The organism is Mesorhizobium sp. LHD-90 (genome assembly GCF_030929505.1).
Classification (GTDB): domain Bacteria; phylum Pseudomonadota; class Alphaproteobacteria; order Rhizobiales; family Rhizobiaceae; genus Kumtagia.
This window is the reverse complement of the sequence record NZ_JAVFVV010000008.1, coordinates 24,406-38,858: the sequence shown is the minus strand read 5'-3', so window position 1 is coordinate 38,858 and position 14,453 is coordinate 24,406. Positions and strand designations below refer to the sequence as shown.

16 protein-coding genes are annotated in these 14,453 nt (G+C 64.3%); all 16 read left to right on the top strand.

Annotated features, from left to right (window positions below; translation table 11 throughout):
* Nucleotides 1-61 precede the first annotated feature (61 nt).
* The 16 genes from rpsK (at nucleotide 62) to RB623_RS12645 (ending at nucleotide 14,440) form a co-directional block, all read left to right on the top strand.
* Complete coding sequence (rpsK, locus tag RB623_RS12720) at nucleotides 62-451, top strand: 30S ribosomal protein S11 (protein WP_308057199.1); 390 nt, start codon at nucleotides 62-64, stop codon at nucleotides 449-451.
* 105 nt (nucleotides 452-556) lie between these two features.
* The gene (locus RB623_RS12715) at nucleotides 557-1,567 is read left to right on the top strand and encodes a DNA-directed RNA polymerase subunit alpha (protein ID WP_308057198.1); all 1,011 of its coding nucleotides are present in this window, start codon (nucleotides 557-559) and stop codon (nucleotides 1,565-1,567) included.
* A gap of 104 nt (nucleotides 1,568-1,671) precedes the next feature.
* Nucleotides 1,672-2,100: a 50S ribosomal protein L17 gene (gene rplQ, locus RB623_RS12710; protein ID WP_308057197.1), complete on the top strand. Its 429-nt coding sequence runs from the start codon at nucleotides 1,672-1,674 to the stop codon at nucleotides 2,098-2,100.
* A 193-nt stretch (nucleotides 2,101-2,293) separates the two neighbouring features.
* Complete coding sequence (locus tag RB623_RS12705; RefSeq protein WP_308057196.1) at nucleotides 2,294-2,812, top strand: metal-dependent hydrolase; 519 nt, start codon at nucleotides 2,294-2,296, stop codon at nucleotides 2,810-2,812.
* Between the two features lie 140 nt (nucleotides 2,813-2,952).
* A complete protein-coding gene (locus RB623_RS12700) occupies nucleotides 2,953-3,627 on the top strand; it encodes an ankyrin repeat domain-containing protein (RefSeq protein WP_374121670.1) in 675 nt (224 codons plus the stop codon).
* Nucleotides 3,628-3,757: 130 nt separating this feature from the next.
* Nucleotides 3,758-4,876 carry a 2OG-Fe(II) oxygenase gene (locus RB623_RS12695; RefSeq protein ID WP_308057195.1) on the top strand — a complete coding sequence of 373 codons (1,119 nt, stop codon included), beginning with the start codon at nucleotides 3,758-3,760 and terminating at the stop codon, nucleotides 4,874-4,876.
* Between the two features lie 89 nt (nucleotides 4,877-4,965).
* Complete coding sequence (locus RB623_RS12690) at nucleotides 4,966-6,462, top strand: Do family serine endopeptidase (RefSeq protein ID WP_308057194.1); 1,497 nt, start codon at nucleotides 4,966-4,968, stop codon at nucleotides 6,460-6,462.
* On the top strand, nucleotides 6,462-7,781 hold the full coding sequence (locus RB623_RS12685; RefSeq protein ID WP_308057193.1) for a replication-associated recombination protein A: 1,320 nt from the start codon (nucleotides 6,462-6,464) through the stop codon (nucleotides 7,779-7,781). Before RB623_RS12690 ends, RB623_RS12685 begins: the two co-directional genes overlap by 1 nt.
* A gap of 171 nt (nucleotides 7,782-7,952) precedes the next feature.
* Nucleotides 7,953-8,279, top strand: coding sequence for a hypothetical protein (locus RB623_RS12680; protein WP_308057192.1), 327 nt, complete (start codon nucleotides 7,953-7,955; stop codon nucleotides 8,277-8,279).
* 121 nt (nucleotides 8,280-8,400) lie between these two features.
* Nucleotides 8,401-9,693: an NCS2 family permease gene (locus RB623_RS12675; RefSeq protein ID WP_308057191.1), complete on the top strand. Its 1,293-nt coding sequence runs from the start codon at nucleotides 8,401-8,403 to the stop codon at nucleotides 9,691-9,693.
* Nucleotides 9,694-9,769: 76 nt separating this feature from the next.
* A complete protein-coding gene (locus RB623_RS12670) occupies nucleotides 9,770-10,603 on the top strand; it encodes an rRNA adenine N-6-methyltransferase family protein (RefSeq protein ID WP_308057190.1) in 834 nt (277 codons plus the stop codon).
* A gap of 206 nt (nucleotides 10,604-10,809) precedes the next feature.
* Nucleotides 10,810-11,430: a class I SAM-dependent methyltransferase gene (locus tag RB623_RS12665; RefSeq protein WP_308057189.1), complete on the top strand. Its 621-nt coding sequence runs from the start codon at nucleotides 10,810-10,812 to the stop codon at nucleotides 11,428-11,430.
* A 64-nt stretch (nucleotides 11,431-11,494) separates the two neighbouring features.
* Nucleotides 11,495-11,869, top strand: a complete 375-nt coding sequence (gene crcB, locus RB623_RS12660) for a fluoride efflux transporter CrcB (protein ID WP_308057188.1) — start codon at nucleotides 11,495-11,497, stop codon at nucleotides 11,867-11,869.
* A gap of 32 nt (nucleotides 11,870-11,901) precedes the next feature.
* The gene (locus RB623_RS12655; protein WP_308057187.1) at nucleotides 11,902-12,885 is read left to right on the top strand and encodes an RluA family pseudouridine synthase; all 984 of its coding nucleotides are present in this window, start codon (nucleotides 11,902-11,904) and stop codon (nucleotides 12,883-12,885) included.
* On the top strand, nucleotides 12,882-13,790 hold the full coding sequence (locus RB623_RS12650; RefSeq protein WP_308057186.1) for a DMT family transporter: 909 nt from the start codon (nucleotides 12,882-12,884) through the stop codon (nucleotides 13,788-13,790). Before RB623_RS12655 ends, RB623_RS12650 begins: the two co-directional genes overlap by 4 nt.
* On the top strand, nucleotides 13,787-14,440 hold the full coding sequence (locus tag RB623_RS12645) for an HAD-IA family hydrolase (protein ID WP_308057185.1): 654 nt from the start codon (nucleotides 13,787-13,789) through the stop codon (nucleotides 14,438-14,440). The genes RB623_RS12650 and RB623_RS12645 overlap by 4 nt, the downstream gene beginning before the upstream one ends.
* Nucleotides 14,441-14,453 lie beyond the last annotated feature (13 nt).

Genomic DNA, 14,453 nt, shown 5'->3' with positions numbered 1-14,453 from the left:
ATTCGCTTCTGGTGTAGCCGCTGGCATTACGGCGGCGTCGAGATCGAACGAAAGGACTGATATGGCCAAGGAAGCCACACGCGTTCGCCGCCGCGAGCGCAAGAATATCTCGTCGGGCGTCGCCCACGTGAATTCTACCTTCAACAACACGATGATCACCGTCACCGACGCGCAGGGCAACACGATTGCCTGGTCGTCGGCTGGCGCCCAGGGCTTCAAGGGTTCGCGCAAGTCGACCCCGTTCGCCGCGCAGATGGCGGCCGAGGACGTCGCCAAGAAGGCGCAGGAACATGGCATGCGTACCCTCGAGGTCGAGGTGTGCGGCCCCGGTTCAGGCCGTGAATCGGCACTGCGCGCCCTGCAGGCCGGCGGTTTCACGATCACCTCGATCCGTGACGTGACGCCGATCCCGCACAATGGCTGCCGGCCGCGCAAGAAGCGCCGCGTCTGATTTTTTGAGTTTCGCCGCCGCGCAGGCGCCGGATGGCGCTCGCGCGGCTTTTTCCAGATCGGCCGTCACGATTGGATGGTGTCGGGGTGTTGGAAGGACTGCAATATGATCCAGAAGAACTGGCAAGAACTGATCAAGCCGAACAAGATCGAGTTCTCGTCGAAGGGCAAGACCCTCACGAATCTCGTCGCCGAACCGCTGGAGCGCGGTTTCGGCCTGACGCTCGGCAACGCGCTGCGCCGCGTGCTGTTGTCGTCGCTGCGCGGCGCCGCGGTGACGTCGGTGCAGATCGACGGCGTGCTGCATGAGTTTTCGTCGATCGCGGGCGTTCGTGAGGACGTCACCGATATCGTGCTGAACATCAAGGAAATCGCCATCAAGATGGAAGGCGACGGACCCAAGCGCATGGTCGTGCGCAAGCAGGGCCCCGGCGCCGTTCTGGCTGGGGACATCCAGACCGTCGGCGATGTCGAGATCCTGAACCCCGACCACGTGATCTGCACCCTCGATGAGGGCGCGGAGATCCGCATGGAGTTCACCGTCGATACCGGCAAGGGCTATGTTCCGGCCGAGCGCAACCGCGCCGAGGATGCGCCGATCGGCCTCATCCCTGTCGACTCGCTCTATTCTCCGGTCAAGAAGGTCTCCTACAAGGTCGAGAACACCCGTGAGGGCCAGGTGCTCGACTACGACAAGCTGACCATGTCGATCGAGACCAACGGCTCGATCACCGGCGAGGACGCCGTCGCTTTCGCGGCGCGCATCCTGCAGGACCAGCTCGGCCTGTTCGTCAACTTCGACGAGCCGCAGAAGCCGCAGGCCGAAGAGCAGGTCACCGAGCTTGCCTTCAACCCGGCGCTGCTCAAGAAGGTCGACGAGCTCGAACTGTCGGTGCGTTCGGCCAACTGCCTGAAGAACGACAACATCGTCTATATCGGCGACCTGATCCAGAAGACGGAAGCCGAGATGCTGCGCACGCCGAACTTCGGCCGCAAGTCGCTCAACGAGATCAAGGAAGTTCTGGCCGCGATGGGTCTCCATCTCGGCATGGAGGTGGCCGACTGGCCGCCGGAGAACATCGAAGATCTCGCCAAGCGTTACGAAGACCAGTATTGAGCATGAATTCCAAGGACCGGCGGCGTGAGCCGCCCGGTCCGACGGTCATGCGGAAAACCATCAGAGGCCGTGGCCTCTTGAACAACTGAAGAAGGAAAAGAGCCATGCGCCACGGTTTCAAAGGCCGCCGCTTCGCCCGCAGCGTAAGCCACCGCAAGTCGATGTTCGCCAACCTCGCCGTGTCTCTGATCGAGCACGAGCAGATCGTCACCACGCTGCCGAAGGCGAAGGACCTGCGTCCGATCGTCGAGAAGCTGGTAACGCTCGGCAAGCGCGGCGACCTGCATGCCCGCCGCCAGGTGATCGCCCAGATCGGTAACGAAGATGTCGTGAAGCGTCTGTTCGACACGATCGCTCCGCGCTATGCGCAACGCAACGGCGGCTACCTGCGCATCATGAAGGCGGGCTTCCGTCACGGCGACAACGCACCGCTGGCGGTGATCGAGTTCGTCGACCGCGACACGTCAGCCAAGGGCGCTGCCGACCGCGCCCGCGTCGAGGCCGAGGCTGCCGACGAGGCCGAAGCCGCATAAGCCGGTCTCGCATAGCTGAACCTTTCTAAACCGGCGGGCCGAAAGGCTCGCCGGTTTTGCCGTTTCTGCATGCAGGCTCCTGCACAAGGCCGCAATCGCTGCAAAGATACTGCACCGGTTCGACCGATGGACGACGAGATCGCATCGCATCCCTTGCGCGGCGCGGCCGGCGCCGCAATCGCAAGGGAACATCATGCTGATCGGTCATCTTCCGCTGGGCTACATCATCGCCTCGTCGCTGCGGCGCAGGTTCGGCGCTGTCGGCGGCCTTGTCGCCGCCTCCCTTGCCGGCAGCGTGGCGCCCGACATCGACATGCTCCGCTTCTATTTGATCGATTTTGGTCGCTACAATCACCGCTATTATTTCACCCACTGGCCATCCTTCTGGCTGGCCGCAGCCGTAGTGACCTTGCCGGCGATCTATCGGCTGAAGCGCGCCTGGTTCCTGCCGGCCGTCGGCTTCTATCTCGGCGTCGCCTCGCATCTGGTCACGGATACGGTGCCGGGGCCAGTTCGCTGGTTCGCCCCGTTCAGCATGACAGCCCATGAACTGGTGCGCGTTCCGGCAAACTACAGTCACTGGATTCTGAGCGTGGTCGGCTACTGGACCTTTCTGCTCGACATCGCGGTGTGCGCCATTGCGTTCTTGATATGGCGGGCGGATCGGGGTGTCCCGGCGACAGGCGCACATGCGGAGCGCACGACCTTTTGAACTGCCGAGCCGTGTGAGTGACGTTGCGGTCCGCGCTTCGCCAGTTCCAGTCCTATTGGCGTCGCATTCTGCTGGAACAGCTTGGCCGCTGCGGCGCCATGAGGGCCGGAGCGACGGAAGGGAACCTCAGGAGCAAACGAATGATGATCTTGACACGGGTGGTGACCATGGTTGTGGTGGCGCTGGTGTCGGTGGCGTCGCTGGCGCCGGCGGAAGGGGGAGAGGAATCCTTGCTTTACGAAGCCGCGGCGGCCGGCGATGTCGGCCAGGTGAAGCGCTTGCTAGCGGCCGGCGCCGAGGTCGACATGCGCGATTCCGCCGGGCGCACGCCTCTGCTGCTCGCCACCCATGCCAACCACGTCGAGGTGGCGCGCCTGCTGATCCAAGCTGGCGCCGACGTCAATGCGAGGGATGCGATCCACGATACGCCATTCCTCTACGCCGGTGCGGAAGGCTGCAACGAGATACTTCGCCATATCCTGGCGACCGGCAAAGCCAATCTGAAGGACACCAACCGCTATGGCGGCGTGGCGCTCATCCCGGCGGCGCATCACGGCCATCCCGAGACGGTTCGCATCCTGCTTGAGACTGACATTGACGTGGATCACGTCAACAGGCTCGGCTGGACAGCGCTGATGGAGACGGTGATTCTTGGTGACGGCGGACCCATCTACCAGGAAATCGCGGGCCTGCTGTTAGGCGCCGGAGCCAGGCAGATTCCGGACCGTGACGGCGTGACCCCGCTCCAGCACGCACGTTCCAAGGGATACGAAAGGATTGCCGCCATGATCGAGTCGAGCGCGCGGGACGGCTGAGCGCTGATCTCAAGACGCAGCCTCTGTTTTCACGGCGATATTTCTCCTGTAGTTTCCTGAAAAGTTGGGGCGCATCGTACGGCGGCGACAACACGCTTTTGCTTGCGCCTGCGGAGGGTGTCGAAAAATCATGCCGGAATACCGTGTCATTGAAGCGGGCGATCCCGCGCCTTGGTTCACGCAGCGCTCGACTTCCAACGACAAATTCCATTTCGATACGGCGGCCGGGCGCTATCTCGTGCTCTGCTTCTTCGGCACCGCCGCCGACGAGATGGGCCGCTCTATGCTGAAGATCGTCGAGGAGCGTCGTGCGCTTTTCGACGACGGAAAGCTGGCCTTCTTCGGCGTCAGCCACGACCGCAACGACGAGACTCAGGCGCGTATCCAGGAATCCCTGCCTGGCGTCCGCTATTTCTTCGACTTTGATGGGCAGATCGGACAGCGCTACGGCAGCCTTCCCGTGGATTCCAAGGACGGCCAGGTGGCGATCCGCCGCTTCTGGATGGTGCTCGACCCGACCATGCGGGTGCGCGCCATCTTTCCGGCGCTTGCGGATGGCACCGAGCGCGCCCAGCTCGCCGCCTATCTGGACGCGCTGCCGCCTGTCGAATCCTATCCCGGCTTCTCTGTGCAGGCGCCGATCATCGTCCTGCCGAACGTCTTCGAGCCTGCCTTCTGCAATCAACTGATCGACCTCTATGAGGCAGCCGGAGGCACAGAATCGGGTTTCATGCGCGAGATCGGCGGCAAGACGGTCGAAGTGGTCGACGCGCGCCACAAGCGACGCGCCGACTACACCATCGAGGATGAGACGCTAAAGCTCACCTTGCGCCAGAAGATCATCCGGCGCGTGGTGCCGGAGATCCAGAAGGTTCACCAATACACGGTGACGCGCATGGAACGTTACATCGTCGCTTGCTACGACAGCGCCAATGGCGGCCATTTTCGCGCCCATCGCGACAATACGACCAAGGGGACGGCGCATCGGCGCTTCGCTGTGTCGATAAACCTCAATTCGGATTTCGACGGCGGGCAGGTGAGTTTTCCGGAGTACGGGCCGCGTTCGTTCAAGCCGCCGCCCGGCGGGGCGGTCGTTTTCTCCTGCTCGCTGCTGCACGCCGTCTCGCCGGTGACGCGCGGAAAGCGCTATGCGTTCCTGCCTTTCCTCTATGATGACGCGGCGGCGGCGATCCGCGAGACCAACAACAAATATCTCGACGAAAACGTCGGCACCTATGTAAAGGCGTGAACGGCGCACGGGCGCCGCGCCGCGTCGCCATGCCTTTCAATTTACACAATCTTCGGGTCTATATCAGGCCGTTCCTCTGGAGGATTCGTATGGTTCCGAAAGGCTGGATGGCCATTCTGGCTTCCGCTTTGCTGCTGGTTGCCGCGCCTGCCTGGACGCAGGACAAACCAGCGCCCGACAAGCCGGCAGAGCCCGGCCTGAAGGATGTGCTTAGCGACCTTTTGGAGCGCATGGAGGAGCCGCCGCCGCCGCCGGCGCCTCCTGGCCGCCGCCTGCCGTTCGGACGGGCCGAAATTCAGCTTTCCTTCGCGCCGCTGGTGAAGGAAACCGCGCCGGCGGTCGTCAACGTCTACGCCTCGCAGCAGGCGAGGGCGCGTTCGCCCTTCGAAGGCGATCCGTTCTTCGAGCGCTTCTTCGGCGGCGGTGGTCCGCCGCGCCGCTCGCAGTCGCTTGGCTCCGGCGTCCTGGTCGACAAGGGCGGCTTCGTGGTCACCAACTATCACGTCATCCGCGACGCGGACGAGGTGAAGGTCGCCACGTCGGACGGGCGCGAATTCGAGAGCAAGGTGTTGCTCAAGGACGAAACCATCGATCTCGCCGTGCTGAAGATCGACGGCGGCGGCGGCGATTTTCCGGTCATTCCGATTGGCGATTCCGATGCGCTGGAGGTCGGCGACCTCGTATTGGCCATAGGCAATCCGTTCGGCGTCGGCCAGACCACCACCAGTGGCATCGTGTCGGCGCTTGCCCGCTCGCATATCGGCGTGTCGGACTTCGGCTTCTTCATTCAGACGGATGCCGCGATCAATCCCGGCAATTCCGGTGGCGGGCTCATCAACATGACCGGCCAATTGGTTGGCATCAACACGGCCATCTACAGCCGCAGCGGCGGCTCGATCGGCATCGGCTTCGCAATTCCCTCCAACATCGTTCGCGCGGTGGTGAATTCCGCCAAGAATGGCCAGGATTTCTTCGAACGGCCGTTCATCGGCGCGACTTTCGAGCCGGTCACCGCGCAGATCGCGGAATCGCTCGCCATGAAAGTGCCGACGGGTGCGCTCGTCTCCAACGTCACCGAAGGGGGGCCGGCCGCCAAGGCCGGCCTGAAACCGGGTGACGTGGTGCTCGCCATGAACGACATCACCATCGAGCACGTGGACGCGCTCGGGTATCGCTTGGCGACGCAGGCGATCGGCGCCGACGCCAACCTTAAGATCCTCAGCAAGGGCGAGGAAAAGATCGTCGCGGTCAACCTTGAGCGCGCGCCGGAAGGCGCTTCGAACGAAGCCGTCACAATCGATGGCCGCAGCCCATTCGCCGGCGCGAAGGTGACCGCCCTGTCGCCGCGGCTGGCGCAGCGCCTCGGCATGCGCACCGAAACGACCGGTATCATCGTCACCGACATCAACCGCAACTCCCCCGCCGCCGGTTTCGGCTTCCGTCCCGGCGACATCGTGCGTGAGGTGAACGGCGAAAAAATCACCAGTGCAGCGCAACTGGAGGAGATCGCCGGCCAGGACACCCGCTGGTGGCGCTTCACCGTCGAGCGCGACGGCAAGCTGATGCGCCAGATGCTGCGCTACTGATGAGCGACCTGTTTGCGCAGGATAAGCCGCAGCGGCCGGAAAAGGGCCGGCCGCTGGCCGATCGCCTGCGTCCCAAGAACCTGGCGGAGGTCGTCGGCCAGGAGCACCTGACCGGTCCCGACGGCGCGCTGACACGGATGATCCGGTCCGGCTCGCTCGGCTCGATGATCTTCTGGGGACCGCCCGGCACAGGAAAAACCACGGTGGCGCGGCTGCTGGCCGGCGAGACCAATCTTGCATTCGAGCAGATTTCGGCGATCTTTTCCGGCGTCGCCGATCTGAAAAAAGTGTTTGAAACCGCGAGGTTGCGCCGAACCAACGGTCGCCAGACGCTGCTGTTCGTCGACGAGATCCATCGCTTCAACCGAGCCCAGCAGGATTCTTTTCTTCCGGTCATGGAGGACGGCACGGTCATCCTGGTCGGGGCGACGACCGAGAACCCGTCCTTCGAGCTCAATGCGGCGTTGCTGTCGCGCGCCCGCGTTCTGGTATTCCACACGCTGGATGAAGGCAGCATCGAACTGCTGCTAAAGCGCGCGGAGGAGACCGAGGGCAAAAAACTGCCGCTCGACGAGGAGGCGAGGGCGGTTCTTTTGCGCATGGCGGACGGCGACGGCCGTGCCGCGCTGACCCTTGCCGAAGAGGTCTGGCGCGCCGCCCACTCAGGCGAAGTCTTTGATGCGGAAGGGATTCAGCGTGTCGTGCAGCGGCGCGCACCGGTCTACGACAAGGGGCAGGACGGCCACTACAATCTGATTTCGGCCCTGCACAAATCGGTGCGCGGCTCCGATCCGGATGCCGCCCTTTATTACCTGGCGCGCATGTTCGATGCCGGCGAGGACCCGCTTTACCTAGGCCGGCGGCTGGTCCGGATGGCGGTGGAGGACATCGGCATGGCCGATCCGCAGGCGCTGGTGATCGCCAATGCAGCCAAGGACGCCTACGACTATCTGGGGTCGCCGGAAGGCGAACTGGCCTTCGCGCAGGCAGCGATCTACATGGCGACCGCGCCCAAATCCAATGCAACCTACACGGCCTTCAAGGCCGCGACCCGCGCCGCCAAAGAATATGGCTCGCTTCTGCCGCCGAAACACATTCTCAATGCACCGACAAAACTGATGAAGGACGAGAGCTACGGCTCCGGATACCGCTACGATCATGACGAGCCGGACGCTTTTTCTGGGCAGGATTATTTTCCCGAAAAGATGGGCCGGCAACAATACTACGATCCGCCGGACCGCGGTTTCGAGCGGGAAATCCGCAAGAGGCTGGATTATTGGGCAAAACTGAGGGCCGAACGCGCCGGCGAGGGCGAGTAGGCGCCGGCGGCGCAGACGCCCGTTCATGGCGACCGGGGAGTCTGCTCGAAGCGCCTTGCCGATCACGGAAATATCAAACATAATCAAGGTAATATCGGCGTTGCTTTCTCCGATACGCCACGCCGCGCCCGCGTCATGACTCCGCCCTGCCGGGGTGCCGTGAAGTCCGGAATGTCGAACAATTCCAAGAAGATGCGCCTCCGGACACTGGCGAAGGCGGCGACACGCTTCACGGAACCGGTAAAAACGGCCCTCGGCGTTCGCGAAACGGCTATTTCGCGTGCCGGAGGACGCGAAAGAAGTCACGCGCCATTGTCCGTGGCGGGTTTGAAACTGCTTAAAGATTTCCGGCCGGTATGGCGTCTTGCACTTTATGGTCGAGGGATCGATCATGGCCGCGATAGGGAGGAGTTGAAACATCCGCCGCCGGCGCCTTGGCCGCAGGATGTTCTGGATCGCGCGATGCGCCCTGACGGCGACACGCGATCCTCGCGCTGACCACCTCAGTACCGAATTCGGCGGGCGCGGTTGTCCGCTTGCTGACGCGCGAAAACTGTTTTCCATCGAGAAGAAATCGCACCGCCGGGCAAGTGCCCGCGCGGGAGGAGGAACTGCAAAAATGCTGGAGAGGCTTTTCAAACTCTGCGAGAACAAGACGACGGTGCGCACCGAGGTGATCGCCGGCGTGACGACGTTCCTGACGATGTCCTACATCATCTTCGTCAATCCGGACATATTGTCGTCGACCGGCATGGACCGCAACGCGGTGTTCGTGGCGACCTGCCTGGCGGCAGCGCTGGGCTCTCTGGTGATGGGGCTTGTCGCCAACTGGCCGATCGGCATGGCGCCGGGCATGGGGCTCAACGCCTTCTTCGCCTTCACGGTTGTCGCCGCCATGGGTTTCACCTGGCAGCAGGCGCTGGGCGCGGTATTCATCTCCGGCGTGATCTTTTTCATCCTGACCGTCACCGGCGTGCGGTCCTGGCTGATCGCCGGCATCCCGCAATCGCTGCGGGCGGCGATCGCTGCCGGCATCGGTCTTTTCCTCGGCATCATCGCGCTGAAGAACGCCGGCATCGTCGTCGACAATCCGGCGACGCTGGTCGGTCTCGGCAATCTGCATCAGCCGGGAGTGCTGCTGGCGATCCTCGGCTTCTTCATCATCGCCGGGCTGGATGCGCTGAAGGTTCGCGGCTCGATCCTGATCGGCATTCTGGCGGTCACCGTGCTGTCGATCCTGTTCGGTCTCAGCCCGTTCCAGGGGGTCTTCTCGGCGCCGCCAAGCCTCGCGCCGACCTTTATGCAACTCGACCTGATGGGCGCGCTGCATGTCGGCATCTTCCACGTCATCCTGGTGTTCGTTCTGGTGGAGGTATTCGACGCCACTGGAACGCTGATCGGCGTCGCCAAAAGGGCAGGGCTGATCGAGCCCGGAAAACCCAGCAATCTCGGCAAGGCGCTGTTCGCGGATTCCACCGCGATCGTCGCCGGCTCGATGCTCGGCACTTCCAGCACGACCGCCTATGTCGAAAGTGCGTCGGGCGTGCAGGCGGGCGGACGCACCGGCCTGACGGCGGTGGTCATCGCCGTCCTGTTTCTTGCCGCGCTGTTCATCTCGCCGCTGGCGGGCTCGGTGCCGGCCTACGCCACCGCGCCGGCGCTGCTCTATGTCGCCGGGCTGATGATGCACGAACTGGTCGACATCGACTGGAGCGACGTGACGGAATCGACCCCGGCGGCGCTGACGGCGCTGGCCATGCCGCTCACCTATTCGATCGCCAATGGCCTCGCCTTCGGCTTCATCAGCTATGTCGTGCTGAAGGCGATCACCGGCAAGGCGCGCTCGGTGCATCCGGCGACCTGGCTGGTAGCGGCGCTGTTCGTCATCCGCTTCGCCTTCTTCGCGGAATGATCCGGGCCGCATAGCGACAACACGATGAAGCCGGTGGCCGCTGGAAATGGCCGCCGGCCTGCGCCATGATCGATGCATGGCCAGACGGCGAACCGGTCTCGACGAGGTCCGCGCCCACTACGCCAGGCAGATGGCGGCGATGAGCGGGTCGCACGATCCGCGCATCGCGCGCGCTTTCGACCTCGTCCGGCGTGAGGCTTTCCTACCGCCCGGTCCCTGGCAGGTGGTGGCGGGTGACCAGCTCATTTCCACGCCGAGCGACGATCCGGCCTTCCTCTACCAGAACGTGCTGGTCGCCATCGATCGGGAGAAGGGCATCAACAATGGCGAGCCCTTTCTGCACGCCGCCTGGATCGGGGCCGTCGCGCCGCAACCAGGAGAAGCCGTCACCCACATCGGCACGGGCGGAGGCTATTACACGGCGGTGCTTGCCGTGCTGGTCCGGCCAGATGGAACGGTCACGGGTTTCGAGGTCGACAGCGCGCTCGCGGCCTACGCGGCGGCCAACCTGAAACCATACGAGAATGTGACGGTCGTCGCGGCGAATGCGGTGACCTCGGAAATCCCGCCATCGGACATCGTCTATGTGAGTGCCGGCGTCGCCGCGCCGCCACTGTGCTGGCTGTCGGCCCTGAAGCCGGGCGGGCGCATCGTCTTCCCTTGGCGTCCGGCGCACGAGGTGGGGCTTGCCGTGCTCGCCAGGCGGACGGAGCAGGGATTTGCCGCCAAAATCATCGGTTCGGCGTGGTTCATCGGCTGCGCCGGCGCGTCCGACTTCGGCCGCAACGGGCCGACATCCACCGTGGCGAGGCAGATCAAATCGATCGTCCCAACCGGGGAGCGCCCGCCGGACCAGACCGCGCTGGCGATCTATCCAGAACTCTGGTTTTCCAGCGCCTTGCCCGAGTGATTTCGCCGGGGAGATTCGGGCGCTGGCATGCTGAAGCTGCGACGGGAGCACGCGTTCGATCTATCCGGCGACCCGGCTGGCGGCGACGCCGTCGTCATCCGCTTTGCATTCGTCGCGGAATAGTGATTTCCGCCGCAGCCCGCTTGCGGCAGAATGCCTGCGGGCCAAAGCATGATACGCTGGCCTGGCGACCAGGGCGAACGAGCATGAGCGAGACGAACCGGCGGGCGCATTGGGAACAGACTTATGCGTCCAAGGGCGAGGCGGGCGTAAGCTGGTTCGAGGACCTGCCGCAGATTTCGCTCGACATCATCGCGGAGGCCGGCGCGACGAAGGATTCGGCGCTGATCGACATCGGCGGCGGCGCGGCGCGGCTGGTCGATGCCCTGCTGGAGCGAGGCTTTACATCGCTTGCGGTGCTGGACCTGTCCGCCGCGGCGCTGGATCTGGCCAAGGCCAGGCTCGGCAAGGCCGGCAAAAGCGTCGACTGGATCGTTGCCGACGTAACCGATTGGCAGCCGGCCCATGCCTACGACGTCTGGCACGACCGCGCGGCGTTGCATTTCCTGACCGATCCGGCCGACCAGGCGGCCTATTTCGAGCGGCTACGCCTGGCGTTGCGACCGGGCGGCGCCGCCATCATCGCGACTTTCGCACCCGACGGTCCTGAAAGATGCAGCGGCCTGCCTGTCGTGCGCTACGATCCGGCGACGCTCGCCGCGGCGGCCGGGCCGTCATTCGTGCTGGCAGGGGAGCGACGTCACGCCCACCTCACGCCATGGGGGGCGACCCAGGCCTTTCAGTTCAGCCTGTTGCGGCGCGTGTGAAGCGGCTGGCGAACTCCCGGCGCCCCGGCTTGACGCGCGGCCAAGCCCAAGGCACGTGAACGGCATGTACCATCTGGTCCTTGTCGCGGTCGGCGGCGGCATCGGCGCCGCGCTTCGCCATCTCGTCAACATGGCGGCGACGCGGCTGGGCAGCCCGTTTCCGTGGGGAACGCTGGCGGTCAACATCGTCGGCTGCTTCATAATGGGCGTTTTCATCGAGATACTGGCGCGGCGTTTCAACGCGTCCAATGAACTGCGCCTGTTCTTTGCCACCGGCATCCTCGGCGGCTTCACCACCTTTTCCGCCTTTTCGCTGGATTTTGCCGTGTTGTGGGAGCGAGGGGCGATGGGACCGGCCGTCGCCTATGCCGGGGCGAGCCTGATTGGCACCCTTGTTGCCGTCTTTCTGGGTCTTTGGCTCGCAAGAAGCTTTGCGTGATGCTAAGTCGCCGTCCGAAAGGAACGCGCGACATGGCAGGTGTTGAACAGATCAAGGTCGAGGACGGCGAGGCGGGCATGCGGCTCGACCGCTGGTTCAAGACGCATTATCCCGGCCTCGGCTTCGGCCATCTGCAAAAGCTGTTGCGCTCCGGCCAGGTGCGCGTCGATGGCGCTCGCGCAAAGTCCGACACCCGCATCGAACCGGGCCAGACCGTCCGCATCCCGCCGCTGGAGGTCGACAAGAAGGGCGCGCCGTTGACGCAGAAGACCTTGCGCGGGGTGGACGACGCCGAGGCGCTGTCGCGCATGATCCTCTACGAGGACGAAAAAGTGCTGGTTTTCGACAAGCCGTCCGGACTTGCGGTGCAGGGCGGCTCGGGCGTCACCCGCAGCGTCGATTCCATGCTGGAGGCATTTCGCAACAAGAAGGGCGAAAAACCCAGGCTGGTGCACCGACTGGACCGCGACACGTCGGGCGTGCTGGTGGTGGCGCGCACCCGGCTGGCGGCAATGAAGCTGGCGGAAGCTTTTCGCGGCCGCGACGCGAAGAAGACCTATTGGGCGCTGGTGAAGGGTGTTCCGCCCAAACGCGAGGACAAGATCTCGACCTGGCTGGTCAAGGAGCCGACCGCCGACGGCGACCGCATGCGGATCGCGGCCCATGGCGAAAAGGGCGCCGACCACGCGGTTTCCTACTATCGCATCGTCGAGCAGGCGGCTCAGACGCTGTCCTGGCTGGAGATGGAGCCACATACCGGCCGCACTCACCAGTTGCGCGTGCACGCCGCTCATATCGGCTGCCCGATCATCGGCGATCCGAAATATTTCGAGGCCGATACCAATTGGGACTTTCCGGGCGGCATGCAGAACCGCCTGCATCTGCATGCCCGCCGCATCGTCATCCCGCATCCCGGCGGTGGAAAGATCGACGTGACCGCGCCGCTGCCGCCGCATATGCGGCAAAGCTGGGCACTGCTCGGCTTCGACGAGGCGAGCGCGGAGGAGGAGGCGTGAGCGCCGCAACCCTCGACCGCCGCGACGCCATCGACACGGCGGCGGTGGTCATCATGATCGGCCTGACCTTCTCCTGGGGCCTGAACGGCGTCGCTGCGAAACTGTCGAATGCCGGCTACAACCCGGTCCTGTTGACCGTGTTGCGCTCGGCGATCGCTGGCGTGCTGGTGTTCGGATGGTGCCGGTGGCGCGGCATCCCGCTGTTCGATCGCGACGGAACGCTGCTGCCAGGCATCATTGCCGGCATGCTGTTCGGCGCCGAGTTCCTGCTCATCTTCGTCGGGCTCGATTACACGACGCTGGCCCGCAACACGCTGATGGTCAACACCATGCCGTTCTGGGTGCTGCTCGGTGCGCATTTTCTGCTCGGCGAGCACATGTCGGTGCGAAAGTGGCTCGGCCTGCTGCTGGCCTTCGCCGGCGTGGCGCTAGTGTTCTCCGACAAGCTCAGCCTGCCCGGCCCGGAGGCCATCCGGGGCGATCTGATGAGCCTCGCCGCAGGCGTATGCTGGGCGGCGACTACGTTGGTGATCAAGGGTACGCGGCTGGTGCGCGCCAGCGCCGAAAAGCTGCTGATGTATCAGCTTGCCGTCTCCGCGCTCATGTTTCTGCCGCTCCTGCCTTTTGCCGGACCGATGCTGCGCGACGTGACTTTCCTGCCGACAGCCGCCCTGCTGTTCCAGGCGGTTTTCGTGGTGGCGTTCACTTATGTTGTCTGGTTCTGGCTGATGCGGCGCTATCCCGCGTCCGGCCTGACGAGCTTCACCTTCCTCACGCCCGCCTTTGCGGTGCTGCTGGGCGGCGTGCTGCTCGACGAACCGCTGTCGGTCCGCATCTTCCTGGCACTCGGGCTGATCGCCGCGGGTCTCGTGCTGGTCAACCGGCCGGCGAGGAGCCGGGCATGACCCGCCTCGTCCTGTTCGATTGCGACGGCACGCTGGTCGACAGCGCGGCGGTCATCCATGGCTGCATGGAGCGCGCCTTCGCCGAGGCGGGGCTGGCGGCGCCCGATCTCGCGGCGACCAAAAGCGTCATCGGCCTGACGCTGAATCTTGCCATCGCGCAGATGCTGGGCCGTGAAGTCGACCCGGCCATCGATGCGCTGGCCGAACGCTACAAGCATCATTTCCACGCCATGCGCGGCGAGGCGGATTTTTCGGAGCCGCTCTATCCGGGCATTGCCATGCTCGTCGCCGAACTGGCGAAGCGCGACGATATCCTTGTCGGCATGGTGACCGGAAAATCACGGCGCGGCGTGCAGGCGGTGTTTTCCACGCACGGTTTCGGAGAGGCGTTCCTGGTGGTGCGCACCGCCGAGGATTGCCCGTCGAAACCGCATCCGGCCATGGTGCTGGAATGCTGCGCCTTCGCCGGCGTCGATCCGGCCTCGACCTTTGTGGTCGGCGACGCCATCTATGACATGCAGATGGCACGATCGGCAGGCGCCCGCGCCATCGGCGTCGGCTGGGGTTATCACGATGCCCGGGCGCTGATGCTGTCCGGCGCGGAACGCGTTCTGCAAGAGCCCGCCGAACTGATGCCGCTGCTGGCCTGAAGGAACTCTGTCC